Consider the following 20166-nt stretch of genomic DNA (forward strand, 5'->3'; position numbering starts at 1 on the left):
TTCTAGCCGCAAGGCTGCGGTAAAGTACAGCGGGAAAGGCCGCCGTCGCAGTTGCCTGCGCTTGGGAAAAGTGCATGATTTCGAAAACACGGGGTTAGTCGGAGCACACCTTCCCATGATGTCCAGACGTTCACTGCTGGCGGCCGCGTCGGCACTTTTCATGACGTCCTTCCTGCCGGCAGAAGCAGCACCGAAAGCCAAGCCCAAGCTGAGGACCGGCCAGGTTTATCTGATCCGCGGCTTTGCCAATGTTTTTTCAACCGGCCTGGATACGCTGGGCAAGCAGCTTGCGGCCGACGGTGTCAAGGCGGAAGTCCTGTCGCTACCCAATGCCGATTTCTTCGCCCGCCGCATCGCCGACAAATATCGGGCTTCGAAGGAGGCCCGTCCGATCGTGCTGGTCGGACATTCTCTCGGCGCAGACATGACCTTCGCGCTCGCCCGCGCATTGGAGCCGATGAAGATACCGGTGGCGCTGATCATCAGCTTCGACCCAACCGGCAAGGGACCGGTGCCGAAGAACGTGAAGAAGGCACTGAATTTCTATACCGGCGGCGAGAACCTCTGGTCGCCCGTGACCCCGATGCCGGGCTTCAAGGGCGACCTTGCCAATATCAACCTGCGGCAGGGCGACACCGCCATCAAAGGCATCGGTCATTTCAATATCGACAAGAACCCGGGCCTGCACGACCGCGCCATCAACGAGATCATGAAAGCCCTTCGCGCCCGCTGACTTCGATTGGCAGCTTCAGAAAACGCCAGGGATCAGCCGTTTTGTGCGGGCGCAATATGCGTCATATTCCGTGCCGAAGGTCTGGCGCATCATCGCCTCCTCACGTGACTGGCGCACGGTATAAAGTGCGAGAACAGCCGCAAGACCGGATAACCCGGCGATCCAGTTCGGGATCAGCAGCGCCTGGGCGATCCCCCACAGGATGAAGGAGGCATACATCGGGTGGCGCATATGGGCATAGACGCCCCCCGTTACCAGTTGATGCCCCTCGCGCACTTCCAAGGTGACCGACCAGTTGCGCCCGAGATCCTTGTGGCTGCGGCGAAACAGCCAAAGGAAAACGATACCCGTCAGCAGGCCAACCGCGAGAATGAGGGCAGACTGGCCGCGATTGGCAAAGCCTGAGAAAATTCCCAGCCGCCAGGCGATCGGCATGACCACCAGCCCGATCACGCAGAGCGTGAGGAGCGAGATGTCGAGGGTGGTGCGATTATCGACGCGTGTCTTCTGGCGCCGAGCGCGGCGCATGGCCGGATAGCGCATGGCGCACCAGACGAGCAGCATGAGAGCCCAGATGATGAAGGAAATGCGGATCATGCCTCGACCTTTGTCCGTTGCGCCTCGACCGCCGTCTCTGGCAGGTTTCCTGGCCGCACCTCTTTGAGCCGCCGCGTTCCACAGCAGATCAGGAAGAAATCATAAAAGTAGCGCCGGCTGTTCGCCGAGATGAATTGATAGTGGACGCGGAAAAAGTTGCGTTTGATCCGTTGGTAGCTCTCCTTCTCCAGCATGTCGCGGAACCGCACCTGAAACATGCGCGGGAAAGCATCCGCGCGCTGGTGGGTCAGCCCGGCCAGGCGATAGGGATCGCATTTGTAGAAATTGATGATGTCGGTCAGCGCCTGAAATTCGGTCCAGCGCAGGCCTGGATGGGAGGCGAGAGCTTCGAGCCGGCTACGCGCGCGCTTAGCGGCCGGATGGAGACCCACCTTGAGCGAGGTCGAGCCGACCGTGAGCAGGGTGAAATCAACCGGATAGCCCTCGCCTGTCAGGCGCTCGGCCAGCAGATGGGCGACATCGAGGATCAGGGCCCCACCCGTCGAATGGCCGACCAGCAACACCTCATCATAGGGGTTGTCCTTCAGTCGTGTCTCGATCAGCCGCGACCAGGCTTCGAGCCTCTGATCCATATCCGGCCGCCGGCAGCGCAGGTGCTCGCGACTGAAGGACCAGAGGTCCATCAGGTGGAAGACAAAGTAGCGCCGCCCGATGCTGCGGCCAACGGCATAGGCGACGATCAGACCGAGAAAAGCACCCAGGATGCCGCTCCCCGCAAATCCTGAGAAGGAGACCAACCGGAAGACAAGATAGCCGATGCCAGCAAAAGCCGCGAGCGACAGGGCCGGATAGAGGAAATAGAGGGCAAAGCGCCAGTTGGTCTGAAAGAAGCGGAACATGGTGCCGCTGGCAACATAATCGAGGAATGAGATCAGATAGACCCACAGGCGCTGTGCAAATGGGCGCGCGCCATCGCGCTTTACCAGGTCATCGAAGCTGAGAAACGTCAGGTCGGTGGTGCACTGGCCATCGCTCCCCTGATAGGTCACTCGTGCCGTGGCAGCGATCCCGTCAGGCGCCTGCTGCGGTTCCTCCATCCGCGCGACGATCCCCCAGCACGCGCTGAACCTGGCCATCTCGCGGCCGATCCGGCGAAAGAAACCTGCCGAATCGTTGCGCTCATAACCGCCGACGAGAAAGACGGCACGCCGCGCGACCGACGCCTGAGAACCCTCAGTCATCCATACTCCCACACTTGTTCTTCCACCCGGTCGGCACAGCCAAACCGGCCCCTCGGCACTTTCTAAAGTGCAACAGCGCTTAAGGACAGTCCGCAATGCGCATGAAGTCGGGGAAATTGTGCAGGAGCGCAGAAATTTGTGCAGGGCACGCAGAAGCCAGTGGTCAAAAGGTGAACCGACTTCACGCCTGCGGGCGCGCCACCAGTCCGACGAAATCGAAAAGCGTCGGATCAAGCAGGTGCGACGGATCGACATGCGCGAGCGCCCGCAACATCGTATCCTTGCGGCCCGGCATCTTCGCCTCGATGCCCGCGAGCATCTCCTTCATCGCATTGCGCTGCAGCCCGTCCTGCGAGCCGCAGAGATCGCAGGGAATGATCGGGAAGGCCATGGCTTCGGCGAACTTCGCCATGTCGTCTTCGGCTGCATAGGCGAGCGGACGCAGCACGAAGAGATCCTTCTCGTCGTTCAAAAGCTTGGCCGGCATGGCTGACAGTCGTCCACCATGGAAGAAGTTCATGAAGAAGGTTTCGAGGATGTCTTCCCGGTGATGACCAAGCACCAGCGCATCGCAGCCTTCCTCACGGGCGATGCGGTAGAGATTGCCGCGCCGCAGCCGCGAACAGAGCGAGCAGTAGGTCCCGCCGCTGGGCACCTTTTCCTTCACGATCGAATAGGTGTCGCGATACTCGATCCGATGTTTGACCCCGATCGACGCCAGATAATCCGGCAGCACATGTTTGGGGAAGTTCGGCTGCCCCTGATCGAGATTGCAGGCAACGATTTCGACGGGCAGCAGGCCGCGCCATTGGAGATCGAGCAGGATGGCGAGCAGGCCGTAGCTATCCTTGCCGCCGGAAAGCCCAACCAGCCAGCGCTTCTGGCCCTTCAGCATGTCGAAATCGGCAAGCGCCTGGCGCACCTGGCGGATCAGCCGCTTGCGCAGCTTGTTGAAGGACACGGACTGCGGCGCAGACGCAAAGACCGGGTGTACGGTTGCCAGGTCGAGGTCGTCCTCGGCGTCCAATGCTGCGGCACTCTTGCTGTCGATCGTTTTGACGAGGTTCATCTACGGCTCCGTTCGCCTTGCAATGCCCTTTGCCGTCGCGAAGATCAAGCCCCGAACACTGACCAGCCCGTGCGGGTCGCGAGCATTTCGAGCGCCGCCGAGCCGAGCGCCGAATTGCCGACCTTATTGAGCCCCGGCGACCAGACAGCAATCGACGCCTTGCCCGGAGCCACGGCAAGGATACCGCCGCCGACACCGGACTTGCCTGGCAGGCCGACCTGATAGGCAAAATCGCCGGACCCGTCGTAATGGCCGCACATCAGCATCAGCGCATTGATGCGCCGCGCCCGCTTCGGAGAAACGACAGAAAAGCCCGTGAGCGGATTGGTGCCGCGATTGGCAAGGAAAAGGCCGGCATGGGAGAGCTGTACGCAGGAGAGCGCCAGCGCGCATTGGTGGAAATAGACACCCAGCGTGTGTTCGACCGGATGTTCAAGATTGCCGAAGCCGCGCATGAAATTGGCAAGCGCAAAATTGCGGTAACCGGTGCGTTGCTCGGATTGCGCCACCTTCTCGTCGATCGACAGCGTTTCATCATCGGCCAGATAGCGCATGAAACGCAGATATTCGCCGATCGCCTCGCGCGGTTTGTGGCCGGCAAGCACCATGTCAGTGACCACGATGGCGCCGGCATTTATGAACGGATTGCGCGGGATGCCGTGTTCGTGCTCGAGCTGGACGATGGAGTTGAAGGAGGAACCCGAAGGCTCCCGGCCGACACGTTTCCAGATCGCCTCCCCGGCCTTGCCGAGCGCAAGCGTCAGCATGAAGACCTTGGAGATGCTCTGGATGGAAAACGCAGCATCCGCGTCGCCTGCCTTGTAGGTCTGGCCTTCCACAGTGGTGATGGCGATGCCGAACTGCTTCGGATCCACCCGGGCGAGTTCCGGGATATAGTCGGCCACCTTGCCTTCGCCCAGGCGCGGCTGAAGCACTTCCACGATCTCGTCGATGACCTGCTGCAGATCCATCTCTCGCCCCTTACCCGATAACGCGCCATCTTCCCCATGCCGCGCTGCACTGCAAACAGAAAAAGCCGCCCCGAAGGGCGGCTTTCCACAAATCCGTCTCGCTTGGAATTAACGCGAGTAGAATTCGACGACCAGATTCGGTTCCATGATAACTGCGTACGGAACGTCCGACAGGGTCGGGACGCGTACGAAGGTAGCAACCATCTTGTTGTGGTCGGCGTCGATGTAGTCAGGAACGTCGCGTTCTGCGAGCGAAACCGACTCAAGAACGGTCACGAGCTGCTTCGACTTCTGGCGAACTTCGATCACGTCGCCAGCCTTGCAGCGATACGAACCGATGTTGACGCGAACGCCGTTGACGGTGACATGGCCGTGGTTGACGAACTGGCGGGCAGCCCAGACGGTCGGTACGAACTTGGCGCGGTAGACGATGGCGTCCAGGCGCGATTCGAGCAGGCCGATCAGGTTTTCCCCGGTATCGCCCTTGCGGCGGTTGGCTTCGTCATAGATGGCGCGGAACTGCTTCTCGCGGATATCGCCGTAATAGCCCTTGAGCTTCTGCTTGGCGCGCAGCTGCACGCCGAAGTCCGAAAGCTTGCCCTTGCGGCGCTGGCCGTGCTGGCCAGGACCGTATTCGCGGCGGTTCACCGGGGATTTCGGACGGCCCCAGATGTTCTCGCCCATACGGCGATCAATTTTATACTTGGATGATGCGCGCTTGCTCATCGTATTTCCTTCTCAACAGGTTACAGCGGCTTGTTGCCAAACCGCCTTAAGGAAACACGCCCTCCTCTGAGCCTCCTTTTTCGAAGCTCTGACAGGTATCTCACGTAAGCTGACGGAGAAAACCACGGGACATGTTAAAACAAACACCGGGCGTTTCGGCCCGGCGTTGAGGGGCTCATTAGTTGGCTTGGCGAAAAATGTCAACAACGAGACTTGAATCGGGCTGGAACAAAACCATCTTTGGAAAACGCAGCACCGGGCCCCTCTGACGCGAGTGCCGGATTCCCGTGATGTCGGAGCTGCGAACCTCAACTATCCGGCAAGGGAAACCCCGTCGTGGATTTTCTTTGGATTGATTTTCTGGGCAAGCCTGCCTGGATGTGGCTCACCTTCGTCGTCGTCGTTCTCTTCCTCCTCGCTCTCGATCTCGGGGTCCTCCACAAGGATAGCCGCGAGATCGGTATCAAGGAGAGTTTTGCGCTTTCCGCCTTCTACATCACCCTCGGCCTCGCCTTTGGCGGCTGGCTCTGGTACCAGAGCGGCGAACAGGCCGGTCTCGAATATCTGACCGGTTTCGTGGTCGAAAAAAGCCTCGCGATGGACAATATTTTCGTCATCGCGATGATCTTCAGCTACTTCTCCATTCCCAGAGCCTATCAGCATCGTGTCCTGCTCTGGGGTATCATCGGAGTGATCGTCCTGCGCGGCATCATGATCGCTGCCGGTGCAGCGATCGTCGAAAACTACAGCTGGGTACTCTATATCTTCGCGGCCTTCCTCATCGGCACCGGCATCAAGATGCTGCTGACGGCCGACCAGGAATACGACGTGTCCACCAACCCCGTCCTGAAATTCCTGCGCCGCAAGCTGCCGGTGACGGACGGGTTGCGCAAGGAACGCTTCTTCGTTCGCGAACCGGATGAGAAGACCGGCAAGCTGAAGACCTTCATCACGCCGCTCTTTCTGGCGCTGGTGATGGTGGAACTGGCCGACGTCATCTTTGCCGTCGATTCGATCCCGGCGATCTTCGCGATCACTACCGACCCCTACATCGTCTACACCTCGAACATCTTCGCGATCCTCGGCCTTCGCGCTCTCTACTTTGCGCTGTCTGCCCTGATCCACCGCTTCGCCTATTTGAAATATGCGCTGTCGGTCGTGCTGATCTTCATCGGCTCGAAGATCTTCCTGGCCGACATGCTGGGGCTCGCCAAGATCCCGCCGGTGGTGTCGCTGACGGTCACGCTCGGCATCCTTGCCGCCGGCATCCTTGGTTCTCTCTGGGCAACCAGAAACGTGCTGCCGGAGAAACACGGCACGGGCCAGGAAAGCTGATCAGATCAACAAGGGCGGCTCTCGGGCCGCCCCTTTTCGGTCTGGGCTCGGGTTTTGCTCAGCCAATGGCGCTTGCACCCAACCGGAGTGCTGACACGCGAGCCGAACTCCGCTATCCCCTGGGTCCCGCCACCAACTTGCGTCTCCCCCGATGATCCTGCGTGTCCCTTCTTTCTGCCTGCTGTTCTTGCTGTGCCTATCGATGCCGATTGCTGCGACCCGCGTCGAGGCCGCAACACATGCCAACATTCTTGTTGACGCACGGACGGGCGAAGTGCTGGAGGCGATGAATGCCGATGCGCTCACCTATCCCGCATCGCTCACCAAGATGATGACCTTGTACCTCACCTTCGAGGCCCTGCATTCCGGGCGCCTGTCCTGGGACCAGCGGCTGGTCATCTCCAAGAACGCGAATGACAAGGAACCCTATAAGTTCGCCATCGGCGCCGGCAACACCATCAGCGTGCGCGAAGCGGTGCTGGGCATGGTGGTACTCTCGGCCAATGATGCGGCAACGGCGGTCGCCGAAACGCTGGCAGGCTCCGAATCCGCCTTCGGCGTGGTCATGACAGTCAAAGCCCACAAGCTCGGCATGAACGACACCGTCTTCACCAACCCCTCCGGCCTGCCCGATCCCTCCCAGGTGACCACGGCCACGGACATGGCCCGTCTCGGCCTCGCCCTGATCCGCGACTATCCGGAGGAATACAAACTGTTCGCCTCGCGCGGCATGACTTTTCGCGGCATGAAGTTTCGCGGTCACAACCCCTTTCTCGTTCGTTATCCCGGTGCAGACGGCATCAAGACCGGCTATACCAAGGCGGCCGGCCACAACATCGTGACATCGGCCACCAATGGCGAGCGTCGCCTCGTCGGTGTGGTCCTGGGTGCTGCGAGCAACGACGCGCGCAACACCGAGATCATCAACCTCTTCGACAGGCATATGGCACCGGTTTCGGTCAGTGCGAGCCAGGCGCCCGTCCGGGCCCAGATTGAAGGACAGCAACCATGAGCGATACCGTTCTCGACCGCTTCCTCCGCTATGTCGTCATCGACACACAGTCGGACCCGACGTCTGATGCCCAGCCGTCAACGGAAAAGCAGAAGGATCTCGGTCGGCTCTTGACCGCCGAACTGCTCGCACTCGGGCTCGCCGACGCGCACCTGGACGAACACGGCAACGTCTATGCGACGATCCCGCGCAACACGTCCAAGGACGTCCCGGTCATCTGCTTCTGCAGCCACATGGACACCGCCCCCGATTTCACCGGCACCAATGTCCGCCCGCAGATCCTGCGCAACTATCAGGGCTGCGACATCACGCTGACCGGTGACACGAGCCAGGTGATCCGCGTCGCTTCCCATCCGCAGCTCAACAAGCAGATCGGCAACGACATCGTGACGACCGACGGCATGACACTGCTCGGCGCCGATGATAAAGCCGGTGTCGCCGAGATCATGACGGCCGCAGCCCATTTGATGGCGAACCCTCAGATCAAGCACGGCACGATCAAGATCCTCTTCACCACCGACGAGGAAATCGGCCGTGGTGCCGACAAGGTGGATCTCGCAAAACTCGGCGCCCGCTTCGCCTATACGCTCGATGGCTCGACCGTCGGGGAGATCGAAAACGAGACCTTCTCCGCCGACGGCGTCGTGATCGAGATCACCGGTGTGGCAATGCATCCGGGTTATGCCAAGGGCAAGATGGAAAACGCCATCAAGGCGGTGAGCGACATCGTCGCCCGCCTGCCCCGCGACATCGCTCCGGAGACCACCGACGGGCGCCAGGGCTTCATCCATCCGGTCGATATCTCCGGCAGCATGGAGAGTGCGAAGCTGCAGCTCATTGTCAGAGACTTCACCGAAGCGGGCCTCAAGGAGAAGGAAGCCCTTTTGGAAAAGATCACCCGGGAGGTCATGGCCACCTATCCGCGCTCCAGCCATTCCCTCACGGTCAAACACCAGTATCGCAACATGAAGGAAGTCCTCGATCGCCATCCGGAGATCATGGACAATCTCGAGGAAGCCGTCCGCCGCGTCGGACTGGAACCCGTCCGCCACAGCATTCGCGGCGGCACCGACGGCTCGCGGCTCTCCTTCATGGGCCTGCCCTGCCCCAATATCTATACAGGCGGCCACGCCTATCACTCGCCGCTCGAATGGGTGAGCGTCCAGGATATGGAAAAGGCCGTGGAAACGATCGTGGCTCTGGTGCAGGTCTGGGAAGAGCGGGCGGCATAAGGCCGCGCAAACCAATCTCCCGCCGAAGGCTGTTACTCGGCGGCAGACTGTGATGGCGCCTCGGCATCCACTTGATTGGGATCGCCGGGCCGCGTCTCCGCTTCGAGATCTGGAAAGGCAACGATGCGCTTGCCGGAAAAATCGGTATGCACGACCACCAGACCCTGCTCCTCGAAATAGCCGAGCAACCGGCGAGCACGCCGCGCCGAATGGGTGCCATAGGCACGCGCGATCCGCATGTCGGACGGGCACTCCTCATTGCGCAAGGCTGCCTTGGCGAGCAGCAAGAACACACCCTGGAGATCGTCTGAAACGCGGACGGAAAGCGACAGTGCCGTCTGCCAGCCTTCGCTCGCCGCAGTCTCCTCGTCGACACCGGCGCGAGCCACGGCCACACGACGGCGGAACTCGCCCATCGGCATAGGCGGGCCTGAGACGCGGCGCATACGAGCACGCACCAGGAATTCCTGATAGAGCACGCTGTCGGTGCGATAGGCGGCCTGCGGATCGGCGAGGATTTCCGACAGCACCGCCGCCAGCCGCTCCTCGCGTTCCTCCACCGACAGCTCCGCATGGCGGGACGGCATCGAAACGTCAGCGCTGACAGGCGTGTCGGAGGCCGGTGTCGAGCGCGACAGTTCGGCCAGAATATCGGTCGTCGGCCGCGGCGCCGGCGGCGCGCGTCGCACGATCGGTCGGGTGAACTCTTCCGGATCGGGAGTGAAGATCAGATCCTCGACATCCTGCGGCGCATCGGGAAGCGGCATCAGGAGCGGCGACGAGGAACGTGCCGAGGTCTCGACGGTGCCGATGACGATCGGCAGCGGACGGCGCGACAGAGCCGGGCCCAGCGCCACGAAATTTCCGCGCTGCAGATCACGGAACATCTCGGCCTGGCGCCGGTCCATACCGAGAAGATCGGCGGCGCGCGCCATGTCGATGTCGAGAAAGGTTCGGCCCATCAGGAAGTTGGAGGCCTCGGCCGCAACGTTCTTGGCGAGCTTGGCCAATCGCTGCGTGGCGATCACGCCGGCAAGGCCGCGCTTACGTCCACGGCACATCAGGTTGGTCATCGCCCCAAGCGAGACCTTGCGCGCATCTTCCGACACGTCACCACCCACTGCAGGCGCAAACATTTGCGCTTCGTCGACGACGACGAGCACGGGATACCAGAATTCGCGATCGGCATCGAAAAGGCCATTGAGGAAGGCCCCAGCGGCGCGCATCTGCTGCTCGACATCCAGTCCTTCGAGTGTGAGCACGCAAGAGACCCTGTGGCGGCGGATACGGTCGGCAATGCCGACCAGTTCCGCCTCGGTGCGTTCGCCATCGACGACCACATGGCCGTATTTATCCGAGAGCGTGACGAAGTCGCCCTCTGGGTCGATGATCACCTGCTGCACCCAGGGCGCAGACTGTTCGAGCAGGCGCCGCAACAGATGCGACTTGCCCGAGCCCGAATTGCCCTGCACGAGCAGGCGCGTGGCGAGAAGCTCCTCGATATCGAGCTTGGCAGGCTGACCACCTTGCACCGTTCCCATATCGATACCGACTTTCAACTGCACAGACTCCTAAATGCTTGGAATGCTCTGACTGCATTGACCAGACGTCTCTAACAGACTTGCGCCCCTCCGTCCGAAGATGGCGCAGGAAACCCACAGGCAATACGGTGGCGGATGCCAAAAATCGGCACGTCCGCAGACGATCGAGATGGAGATTCGCTGGCGCCTTCTGTCTATCAGTCATTGCCGGTCATCACCAAGATGAAGCGCGGCAACAGACCACGGCAATCCGACCCCCGAATGCGGGAGCCGGATTGCTCGGATCAGACACGGAGGTCCCAAAGCGACAGTCGAGAAGGCAGGCGCCGGTCCCCATCGACCGGCAGACCGATATCTTCCCGCATGCGGTCCGAGAGACCAGAGGTCAGGTTGCGGCGTTGCTGCTGACGCCAGGCAGCCGAGAGAACGGCAAGCGCAATGCGCCAGGCCCCGAACCGCTCGACCAGATCCTGTATTTTGTCTTTGAGAGAAATCTCAACCAGTGATTGTTCATTGTGCATGGTTGTTCCGCCCCGGAACGCGCCTGCGACCGGGTCCTTTCGATGATGAAAAGCGACGCGGATCGAACCTGAAGACACGACAAAGCGTGCAAGAGGCCATTCACGTCAGAAGGATGAAAATGCCTAAAGAGGCCGGAAACTGACCGATGAAACGATCAGCGGGTGGTTCGCACGCAGCCGAGGGAGGCTTGATAGTATGCGAACACCGATCCGCCAGAAAGGCGCATAAACGTCGAAGTATGAGTCATCGGTCGCCTCCTGTTGTTTGAGTTGCGGATGGAGGGAACATGCCACGCAGAATCACGGCCCGCAACCCCGCAATTCGAGATTGCAAAACTTCACCGCATCCGTTGCATAGATGCAACATGATGTCGCAGGCGAAGGCGGACCAACGGAGAACGCGGCGGCGCTAGCGCCTAGTCCTGATGGCGCGAGACCAACAGCTTGTCGATTCGACGACCATCAAGGTCTACGACTTCAAACCGCCAGCCGCCCTTCACGAAGCTTTCGCCGAGGTCTGGAATGCGCTTCATCTCGTCGAGCACGAATCCGGCGACGGTGGTGTAGTCGAGATCAGGATCGACAGGAACGCGGATAACCTCGACAAATTCATCGATCGGTGTCCAGCCGGCAACCAGGTAGGATCCGTCCTCGCGCTGGAACATCGCCTGCTCCTCACCCTCGTCCTGCTGGAAGGCGCCGGTGATTGCCTCCAGGATATCGCCCGAGGTGACGATCCCTTCGAAGTGCCCGTATTCGTCATAGACAAGCACCATATGCAGCGGCGTCCGGCGCAAGGCCTCGATGATGTCGGTCGCCTTGGACAGGTCAGAGACCACGGGCACATCCGTGACCAGGCTTGCAAGGTCGCTGGCGCTCCCCATGGCGAGCCGCTCGTAAAGCGTCTTGGCCAGCAGCACGCCGATGATTTCATCGGAATCCCCCCGTCGCACGGGGATGCGGGAATGCGGGCTGTCACGCAGCACCTCGCGAACTTCGTCGATCGTATCCTCGACATCGAGAATCAGGACGTCGCGGCGTGGCGTCATCAGTCCGCGTGCTGTCCGATCGGCGAGGCGCATGACACCCGAAAGCATGGCAGATTCGCCGGCCTCGATGACCCCCGCGCTATGGGCCTCGGCCAACACCGAGCGAATTTCCTCATCCGTCACCTTGCCGCCGCCGTCACCGCTCTGGCCAAGCAGAGACAGGACCAGCTTTCCCGAACCGTCGAGCAGCCAGACCAGCGGAGCCGCGACCTTGGACAGAATTGACATGGCTGGCGCCATCCGGGCGGCAACCGCCTCGGCATTGCGCAGCGCCACCTGTTTGGGCACGAGCTCACCAACGATCAGCGACAGATAGGTGATGAGGACAACCACGGAACCGACGCCCAGCGCATCGGCTGCCGTTTCAGACAGACCCTGTGCGATAAGCCATGCGGACAGCCGAGCCCCGAGTGTGGCGCCGGAAAACGCACCGGACAGCACACCGACCAGGGTGATGCCGATCTGCACGGTGGACAGAAAACGACCGGGATCTGAAGCGAGGCGAAGAGCAATCTGTGCGCCACGGCTACCCTGCTCCGCCAGCACTTTAAGGCGTGCCGGGCGGGCGGAAACGACGGCCAGTTCCGACATGGCAAGGATACCGTTGAGCACGGTCAGGAAAAACACGATTGAAATTTCGATAAACAAAACGCTGAGCGAGGCTCCTCTACACCGACACGACGGCCGGCCAATGGTGTCCCGTTCCTAGCATGCCACGCGACGCCGACAAAGCCGAAAGCCTCGAAATCTGGGAGGCTCCGTTCAGGCCAACGCCATGGCAGGCCCGTCGGAGACCGTAAGCCCCATGCCCTGCATCAGCCGGCGGGTCGAGAAATCCTGGCGGCCGGACGTGAAGACCGCGAAGTCGAACCCGTCGGGATGCTCCGCCCCCTCTGCCAGCGGCACGAGCCGTCGGGCCTGTCGCGCAATGGCTTCCGCCGGATCGAGCCAGTCCACCGGCCAGGGTGCCAGCCTTCGAAAGACGTTGGCGAGGAAGGGGTAATGCGTGCAGGCAAGCACGACAATATCGGTGCGTGCCCCGTCTTTTTCGACAAAGCAGGGCGTGATTTCAGCCAGCACCGCCGCGTCGTCCAGTATGTCGCCCCGGATATAGGCTTCCGCCATGCGTGCAAGGTTTTCCGACCCGACAAGACGCATATGGCATTGCGAGGCAAAGGACTGGATGAGATCGCGGGTATAGGCGCGCTTTACGGTCCCCGGTGTCGCCAGCACCGAGACGAGACCGGAGCGCGTGCGCTCGGCGGCAGGTTTGATGGCCGGAACAGTGCCGATAAACCGCATTGCGGGAAAGGCTTCGCGCAGTTCAGCACCAGCCAGCGTGAAGGCGGTGTTGCAGGCAACGATCACCGCCTCCGGTTCGTAGCGTTTGAGAAGCCCCTCGAAGAGCGTGATGATACGCGTCTTGAGCGGCCCCTCTTCCCAACCGCCATAGGGAAAGCCGGCATCATCGGCCACGTAGATGAAGCCGCGCTCAGGCATCAAAAGCCGCGCCTCACGCAGCACGGTGAGGCCGCCGATGCCCGAATCAAAAACCAGGATGGGCTTCAGATCATTCGCCGCTGGCATCGCCATCTGTGTCTGTGTCCTCATCGCCGCGCACAGGAACCGCCGGAGCTCGCTGCCCCCGCCGGGAGAAGCGGTCGAGAGACGATATCACGCCGCGCACCACGTGGATCTCGGGCGTGGTGAACGCGCGCCGGCTCAGCACCGCCCTCAGGTTCTCCACCATCCTGGCTTTTTTATGCGGTGGATGGAAATAACCACGTGCATCGAGCGCCTCCTCGACGTGATCAAACAGACCAATCAGCTCGTCCTTGGTCGCCATGGGCTGCTCCGGCGCATCGAAGGGCACGGCATGTACATCGTCCAGACTGGACTTCATCCATTCGTACGACATCAACAGCACCGCCTGTGCGATATTGAGTGAGGCGAAGGCGGGATTAACGGGAAAGGTGACGATCTCGTCGGCAAGTGCCACATCCTCGTTCGAAAGGCCGGATTTTTCGCGGCCGAACAGAATGCCGGTCTTTTCCCCGGCCTTGAATCTGTGGCGCAGCGTTTCGGCAGCCGTAACGGGGGAGCGCACCGGCTTGAACCCGTCGCGGGACCGCGCTGTCGTGGCATAGACGAAATTGAGGTCGGCGATCGCCTCTTCGAGAGTGTCGTAGACAATAGCACCGTCAATCACGTGGTCCGCCTTGGAGGCGGCGGCTCGTGCCTTGTCTGAGGGCCAGCCATCTCGCGGCTTGACGAGACGAAGCTCGACGAGGCCAAAATTCGCCATCGCGCGCGCCACCATGCCGATGTTTTCGCCGAGCTGCGGCTCCACCAGAATGATCGCCGGCCCTTCGGCCAGCATGATGCGCTCGCTGTTCGTCCCCGCCATGATCTGCCCTTCTTGAAACTGACGGGTCCCCTTGGCACAAATTCGCCGCGCAGCAAAGGGCAGTTCAGGGCTTGGCCCAGGACCCGGTCAACAGAAAGTTCAGGTAGGAATGCGTCAGGTCCGCGTAATCGGCCTTCACCGAACTGTCGAGCTTTCCACCCTCGTAGTCACGGCTCCAGAAGTTGTCGATGACGTAGCGGCCATCCTGCTCGACCACGTGGAAGATTGTGTTGGGCTTGGTAAGATCCGGTGTCTGATCAAAGCAGGACACCGCATCGAAATAGACGGCAATCGGCGTCACGCCGTCGACGGCAGGTCTCGTCTCGAATCGCACGTCTTTCAGCGGGCAAGAATCCTGCCCGCCAATCACTTCGTCATAACCGGTCATGTAACCCTGGCCGTCCGACAGTTCGTCCACCTTCTGCGCAATACGGTAGACCTCGACGAAGCTCGCGCTGTAGATGGAAGCCAGCAGTGTCTCGTCGAAATAGTGCTTCGCCTCGACCGGAGGGGCGCCGTCCCCCGTCCAGCCGGCAACCGCCATCAATGTCTTCACCGGATCAACCGGATCGGCAGCCAAAGTCGGCAGAGCCAGCAGACTTGGCGTAAGCAAGGACAGGACACGGATGAATTTCAACATAGTCCCGCCTCACTCGCTGCCCTGCGCCTTCAAGTCCTGTTTGATCGAACTGCCGGAATTGCCGTCAACGACCGGATGGATGTCGTCGATGACAGCATGTCCGTTCTCGGTCACGACGTGGAAGATCAGCACGGTATCGGCGGTCTCGGTTGCATCGGCGGCGTCTGTAAAACAGCTTCTGTTGTTGAACTGGGCGGTCACCTGACCATCACCGTCATCCTCAATGCGGATGTTCTTGAAAGGGCAGCCGTCCTGGCCTTGAGCGATCGGGTCATAGTCGAAAGGAAAACCGGTCGTTTCTCCCTCCGGCAAGTCGAAGGGTGGGTTTTTCGATGCCGCATGAAAGGCGGCGACGAAATCCGCGCTGAACAGGCGCTTCAGGCGTTCCTCGCTGAAGACCTCCTTTTCGCGCCCACTGGAGCCCTCTTCCCAGTTTCGCGCCGTCGTCTCGATGATTTCCCGCACCGGTGCGGTGACATCGGCCGCAAGCACGCATGTGCCCGGTACCATCATCGCGAACAAGATCAGACCGGCCCTCAGCGTCTTCATCGAAATATCCTTCCTCATTCTTGCCCCGTCCGGCATGGTTGCCAACGGAGGCCCCAGCCCCAAGCGACCACGCCGACAGTGCGTTTAGTCCTAGCGCAAGTCTACGGTCACGACCGCGTCCAAGTTTGGGAGAATCGTCCCTTTCTCCGCCCAAAGTCGCGGGGGCAGAATCTGCCCTAAAGCCCCCGGGACTGTTTGCCTTCAGATGAGAGAATGTTATAGGCAGCCATTGGCGCAGCGCCCCTCCCCTTGGCCTGCGCGTCAGGCAAAACCCGTGAGGATATTCATGACCAAGATCAAGGTAGCCAACCCGGTCGTCGATCTCGACGGCGACGAGATGACCCGCATCATCTGGCAGTTCATCAAGGAAAAGCTGATCCTGCCCTACCTGGACCTCGACATCGAATACTACGACCTCTCCGTCGAGAACCGCGACGCGACGAACGACCAGGTGACCGTCGACGCTGCCCACGCCATCAAGAAGCACGGCGTCGGCATCAAGTGCGCGACGATTACCCCGGACGAAGCCCGCGTCAAGGAATTCAACCTCAAGGAAATGTGGAAGAGCCCGAACGGCACGATCCGCAACATCCTCGGCGGCGTCATCTTCCGCGAGCCGATCATCTGCAAGAACGTGCCGCGCCTCGTTCCCGGCTGGACCAAGCCGATCGTTGTTGGCCGTCACGCCTTCGGTGACCAGTACAAGGCAACCGACTTCAAGTTCCCCGGCAAGGGCAAGCTGACGATCAAATTTGTCGGTGAAGACGGCGAAGTGATCGAGAAGGAAGTCTACAACGCACCGGGCGCCGGCGTGGCGCTTGCCATGTACAACCTCGACGAATCGATCCGCGAGTTCGCCCGTGCCTCGATGATGTACGGCCTGATGCGCAAGTGGCCGGTCTACCTGTCGACGAAGAACACCATCCTCAAGGCCTATGACGGCCGCTTCAAGGACATCTTCGAAGAAGTCTACCAGAACGAGTTCAAGGCGAAGTTCGACGAGATCGGCATCGTCTACGAACACCGCCTGATCGACGACATGGTCGCTTCCGCTCTGAAGTGGTCCGGTGGCTATGTCTGGGCCTGCAAGAACTATGACGGCGACGTCCAGTCTGACACGGTTGCGCAAGGCTTCGGCTCGCTCGGCCTGATGACCTCGGTTCTCTTGTCTCCGGATGGCCGCACGGTTGAAGCCGAAGCCGCCCACGGCACGGTGACCCGTCACTACCGCCAGCACCAGAAGGGTCAGGAAACCTCGACCAACTCGATCGCCTCGATTTTCGCCTGGACCCGTGGCCTCGCTCACCGCGCCAAGCTGGACGACAATGCGGAACTCGCCCGTTTCGCAACGACGCTGGAAAAGGTCTGCATCGACACCGTCGAAGCCGGTTACATGACGAAGGACCTGGCGCTCCTCATCGGCCCAGATCAGCCATGGCTGTCGACCACCGCCTTCCTCGACAAGGTCGACGAGAACCTGAAGAAGGCCATGGCCGCCTGATCGGCGATCAGTGCTGCCTCATAACAAGCCCGGCCAGTATTGGCCGGGTTTTTTCATGCCTCGACGACCTCCTCTGAAACCGATCCGCTGTCGGCGTCTTCGGCATCGAGCCGGGCAAAACGTTCGCGGATCTGGTTTGTCAGACGCACGCTCGAAACGCTGAGACCGCTTACGACCACATCGGCGAAATGCTCCACCTCCGGCGCTTCCTCATCAAGATAGCGGAACCGCATGAAGGTTCGCCGGCCGTCGCGCCGTTGTTCGAACTCGATGATGGTTTCCCAGGGAATCCGGGTATCACTGCGATAATCGACGATCTCCTCGTCATTCAACTCCAGCGCCGGCTTCAATGCCTTGACGATCCGTCTGAAGCTTCTGTGCAATCCCAGAAAACTGAGCGCCAGGAGCACAAGGTAGAAGAAGCTGGTGAAGGAGCCGAATCCGCCACCCAGCACCTGCGCCAGAACGCCGCCGAAAGCGACGGCAAAGACGATCGTCAGCAGGGTGACACCGAGGAGCGGCACGGCACGCGCCGGATAGGCGACGAGAAGGAAAGGTCTGTTGTCATTGGCCATGGGAAAACTGTAATCAAAAAGGCGGAGGCTGGACACCCGGTGGCAGACGCCCCACGCGCCATCTCCGGGGATAACATCCGCTCGCGGGAGGAAGACGATGTCGGATCTGCATTTGTATACACACCCTATGTCGCGCGGACGCATCGCCCGCTGGATGCTGGAGGAACTGGGCGAACCCTACGAGACCGAAATCATCGCCTTCGGCCCACAGATGAAGGCGGAAGGCTATCGACGCATCAATCCGATGGGCAAGGTGCCGGCCATCCGCCACGGCGACACTGTCGTCACAGAATGCGCGGCCATTTGCGCCTATCTGGCCGATGCCTTCCCTGAAGCCGGCCTTGCGCCGGCCCTGAACAGGCGCGGCGACTATTATCGCTGGATGTTTTTTGCAGCGGGGCCACTGGAGGCGGCCGTCACCAATCGCAGCCTGAATGTCGAGGTGCCGCAGGAGCGCAAAGGCATGGTCGGCTACGGCTCCTTCGAGACGGTCATGGACACGCTTGAGAAGGCGCTGTCGGGCCGCCAGTTCGTTGCCGGCGATCGCTTCTCCGCTGCCGATGTCTATGTCGGCGCCCATGTCGGCTGGGGACTGCAGTTCGGATCGATCGAGAAACGCCCCGCCTTCGAAGCCTATTTCAGCGCTCTTTCCGCGCGACCCGCCTATCAACGGGCGCGCGCGCTTGACGATGCCGCGGTGGCGGAACTGCAGAAGACAACGGCTTGAAAAGTCAACGGGCGTACCAGATCGGAGGATAGGAAATCGGCCGGCAGATGAAGCCGGCGATTGCAAAACGGGCCGGACTCGGTGTCCTATGCGATCAGATGCTCTGAGCCCAGGGAGCGCGCATGCCAGACATCGTGTGTGACACGGAATGAAGGAAGACCTTCTCCCGAAGACCATCAGTGTGTTTCGCGAGGGTTATGATGCCGCGAGGCTGAAGGCGGACGCCTTGGCGGGCCTGACGGTCGCCATCGTCGCCCTTCCCCTTTCCATGGCAATTGCGATTGCCTCCGGCGTCACACCCGACCGCGGCCTCTACACCGCCATCATCGGCGGCTTTCTCGTCTCGGCACTCGGCGGTAGCCGCCATCAGATCGGCGGCCCTGCGGGAGCTTTCATCGTGCTGGTGGCTGCCACCGTCAGCCGCCACGGCGTCGACGGGCTGTTGCTGGCGACCGCAATGGCCGGCCTCATGCTGCTCGCGGCCGGCTTCTTAAGGCTCGGAGATTATATCAAGTTCATCCCCTACCCCGTCACCGTCGGCTTCACCGCTGGCATCGCCGTCATCATTTTTGCAAGCCAGATCGGCGAGTTTTTCGGCCTGACCTTCCCAGCAGGCGAACCTGGACCGCTGATCGACAAGATCCCGGCCATCGCAGCCGCCCTGCCCAGCTTTTCTCCATCGGCAGCCGCGATTGCCGGACTAACTGTTGTGATTATCCTCCTCATCCGCCGTCTCCGGCCGACTTGGCCCGGATTGCTGATTGCGGTGGTCACAGCCTCGATAGTCGCCGCATTGCTGTCGCTGCCGGTTTCAACGATCGGCTCGAAGTTCGGCGGCATCCCCTCAGGCTTGCCGCTGCCGAGCCTGCCGCAGCTTTCGCCCGACCTTGCCCTCGCCGTCCTGCCCGACGCAATCGGCTTTGCGCTCCTCGGTGCGATCGAATCTCTGCTGTCGGCGGTTGTGGCGGACGGCATGACCGGACGCCGGCATCGCTCGAATGTCGAACTGGTGGCACAGGGCATCGCCAATATAGGCTCCGCCCTATTCGGGGGCATCTGCGTCACCGGCACCATCGCCCGCACTGCCACCAATGTCCGGGCTGGTGCCACAAGCCCGGTTTCCGGCATGCTGCATTCCCTCTTCCTGCTGGCCTTCATGCTGGTGGCCGCGCCGCTGGCGGCCTATATCCCGCTGCCGAGCCTGGCTGGTGTTCTCGCGGTCGTCTCCTGGAACATGGTGGAGCGCGCGGCAATCCTGACCTTGATTCGCTCCTCGCGCGGCGAAACCCTGGTGCTGGCAGTCACATTTCTGCTGGTAATCTTCCGCGACCTCACCGAGGGAATCCTCGTCGGCGTCTCCCTCGCTGCCCTCCAATTCATCCACCACATGGCGAAGGGTCTGCGGGTGACCAGCCAACAGGAGGAACTGCCGCTCGACAATAGCGATTACGGCACAGTCATTTATCGCCTGGACGGCGCCTTCTTCTTTGGGGCAGTCGCGGCCGCAAGCGCAGTGCTTGATCGCATTGCAGACGGCCACCGCAACCTCGTGCTGGATTGTACCGGAATCCAGTTCATCGATACGTCAGGCGCCAATCTGCTGGCGGGAGTGATCCGCAAGGCACAGAAGGGCGGCGTCAAGGTTTACGTTGTCAGTGACCGACCGGAAATTCGTGTGATGCTCTCCCATCACGAACTGCATGCGCAGGACATTGTCTTCACTTCGACACTCAGCCAGGCGCAGTGGGCGATCCGCGGCAACAGGATCTGAGGCGTGCA

At 61.0% G+C, this 20166-nt stretch carries 20 protein-coding genes; 7 read left to right on the top strand and 13 right to left on the bottom strand.

Translation table 11 applies throughout. The features are described from left to right. The first annotated feature begins 115 nt into the window (after window positions 1–115). Entirely contained in the window at window positions 116–733 is a 618-nt protein-coding gene (locus FJQ55_RS10880; RefSeq protein WP_140827853.1) for a thioesterase domain-containing protein, read from the top strand. A gap of 15 nt (window positions 734–748) precedes the next feature. Here FJQ55_RS10880 and FJQ55_RS10885 read toward each other — a convergent pair whose 3' ends face one another. The 5 genes from FJQ55_RS10885 to rpsD form a co-directional block, all read right to left on the bottom strand. Then, a complete protein-coding gene (locus FJQ55_RS10885) occupies window positions 749–1330 on the bottom strand; it encodes a protein-S-isoprenylcysteine O-methyltransferase (protein ID WP_140827855.1) in 582 nt (193 codons plus the stop codon). Then, window positions 1327–2532 carry a lipase gene (locus FJQ55_RS10890; protein ID WP_140827857.1) on the bottom strand — a complete coding sequence of 402 codons (1206 nt, stop codon included), beginning with the start codon at window positions 2530–2532 and terminating at the stop codon, window positions 1327–1329. The genes FJQ55_RS10885 and FJQ55_RS10890 overlap by 4 nt, the downstream gene beginning before the upstream one ends. Window positions 2533–2713: 181 nt before the next feature. Then, window positions 2714–3601, bottom strand: coding sequence for a tRNA 2-thiocytidine(32) synthetase TtcA (gene ttcA / locus FJQ55_RS10895; protein WP_140827859.1), 888 nt, complete (start codon window positions 3599–3601; stop codon window positions 2714–2716). 44 nt (window positions 3602–3645) lie between these two features. Then, the gene (locus FJQ55_RS10900) at window positions 3646–4572 is read right to left on the bottom strand and encodes a glutaminase (protein WP_140827861.1); all 927 of its coding nucleotides are present in this window, start codon (window positions 4570–4572) and stop codon (window positions 3646–3648) included. Between the two features lie 108 nt (window positions 4573–4680). Next, on the bottom strand, window positions 4681–5298 hold the full coding sequence (gene rpsD, locus FJQ55_RS10905) for a 30S ribosomal protein S4 (protein ID WP_140827863.1): 618 nt from the start codon (window positions 5296–5298) through the stop codon (window positions 4681–4683). Between the two features lie 336 nt (window positions 5299–5634). Between rpsD and FJQ55_RS10910 the strand changes: the two genes are divergently transcribed. From FJQ55_RS10910 to pepT, 3 genes are all read left to right on the top strand, one after another. Continuing rightward, window positions 5635–6633, top strand: coding sequence for a TerC family protein (locus tag FJQ55_RS10910; protein WP_140827865.1), 999 nt, complete (start codon window positions 5635–5637; stop codon window positions 6631–6633). A gap of 154 nt (window positions 6634–6787) precedes the next feature. Next, window positions 6788–7645, top strand: a complete 858-nt coding sequence (locus tag FJQ55_RS10915) for a D-alanyl-D-alanine carboxypeptidase family protein (RefSeq protein ID WP_425467533.1) — start codon at window positions 6788–6790, stop codon at window positions 7643–7645. Further along, window positions 7642–8877 carry a peptidase T gene (pepT, locus tag FJQ55_RS10920; protein ID WP_140827869.1) on the top strand — a complete coding sequence of 412 codons (1236 nt, stop codon included), beginning with the start codon at window positions 7642–7644 and terminating at the stop codon, window positions 8875–8877. The genes FJQ55_RS10915 and pepT overlap by 4 nt, the downstream gene beginning before the upstream one ends. Before the next feature lie 32 nt (window positions 8878–8909). On the opposite strand, the gene FJQ55_RS10925 is transcribed toward pepT, so the two are convergent. The 7 genes from FJQ55_RS10925 to FJQ55_RS10955 all read right to left on the bottom strand — a co-directional run bounded on the left by FJQ55_RS10925 (window position 8910) and on the right by FJQ55_RS10955 (window position 15584). After that, window positions 8910–10436, bottom strand: coding sequence for a helicase HerA domain-containing protein (locus FJQ55_RS10925; protein ID WP_167507699.1), 1527 nt, complete (start codon window positions 10434–10436; stop codon window positions 8910–8912). Between the two features lie 266 nt (window positions 10437–10702). Continuing rightward, entirely contained in the window at window positions 10703–10939 is a 237-nt protein-coding gene (locus FJQ55_RS10930) for a DUF1127 domain-containing protein (RefSeq protein ID WP_140827870.1), read from the bottom strand. A gap of 416 nt (window positions 10940–11355) precedes the next feature. Further along, window positions 11356–12636 (bottom strand): hemolysin family protein, encoded by a 1281-nt coding sequence (locus tag FJQ55_RS10935; protein ID WP_140827871.1) that lies wholly within the window; start codon window positions 12634–12636, stop codon window positions 11356–11358. 114 nt (window positions 12637–12750) lie between these two features. Then, window positions 12751–13581, bottom strand: coding sequence for a glutamate racemase (gene murI / locus FJQ55_RS10940; RefSeq protein ID WP_140827873.1), 831 nt, complete (start codon window positions 13579–13581; stop codon window positions 12751–12753). Then, complete coding sequence (locus FJQ55_RS10945) at window positions 13559–14395, bottom strand: RNA methyltransferase (protein ID WP_140827874.1); 837 nt, start codon at window positions 14393–14395, stop codon at window positions 13559–13561. Before FJQ55_RS10945 ends, murI begins: the two co-directional genes overlap by 23 nt. Before the next feature lie 64 nt (window positions 14396–14459). Continuing rightward, window positions 14460–15035, bottom strand: coding sequence for a hypothetical protein (locus FJQ55_RS10950; RefSeq protein ID WP_140827876.1), 576 nt, complete (start codon window positions 15033–15035; stop codon window positions 14460–14462). Window positions 15036–15044: 9 nt separating this feature from the next. After that, window positions 15045–15584 (bottom strand): hypothetical protein, encoded by a 540-nt coding sequence (locus FJQ55_RS10955; RefSeq protein ID WP_246085076.1) that lies wholly within the window; start codon window positions 15582–15584, stop codon window positions 15045–15047. A gap of 286 nt (window positions 15585–15870) precedes the next feature. Here FJQ55_RS10955 and FJQ55_RS10960 point away from each other — a divergent pair, with 286 nt between their 5' ends. Next, the gene (locus tag FJQ55_RS10960) at window positions 15871–17085 is read left to right on the top strand and encodes an NADP-dependent isocitrate dehydrogenase (protein WP_140827878.1); all 1215 of its coding nucleotides are present in this window, start codon (window positions 15871–15873) and stop codon (window positions 17083–17085) included. 53 nt (window positions 17086–17138) lie between these two features. Here the strand turns inward: FJQ55_RS10960 and FJQ55_RS10965 are convergent, their stop codons facing one another. Continuing rightward, on the bottom strand, window positions 17139–17660 hold the full coding sequence (locus FJQ55_RS10965) for a hypothetical protein (RefSeq protein WP_140827880.1): 522 nt from the start codon (window positions 17658–17660) through the stop codon (window positions 17139–17141). 97 nt (window positions 17661–17757) lie between these two features. On the opposite strand from FJQ55_RS10965, the gene FJQ55_RS10970 reads away from it, so the two are divergent. Together FJQ55_RS10970 and FJQ55_RS10975 are read left to right on the top strand one after the other, a co-directional pair. Then, entirely contained in the window at window positions 17758–18387 is a 630-nt protein-coding gene (locus tag FJQ55_RS10970) for a glutathione S-transferase family protein (protein ID WP_140827881.1), read from the top strand. Window positions 18388–18535: 148 nt separating this feature from the next. Further along, on the top strand, window positions 18536–20158 hold the full coding sequence (locus FJQ55_RS10975; protein ID WP_140827883.1) for a SulP family inorganic anion transporter: 1623 nt from the start codon (window positions 18536–18538) through the stop codon (window positions 20156–20158). The last annotated feature ends 8 nt before the right edge of the window (window positions 20159–20166 follow it).

This window comes from Rhizobium glycinendophyticum (assembly GCF_006443685.1).
Taxonomy (GTDB): domain Bacteria; phylum Pseudomonadota; class Alphaproteobacteria; order Rhizobiales; family Rhizobiaceae; genus Allorhizobium; species Allorhizobium glycinendophyticum.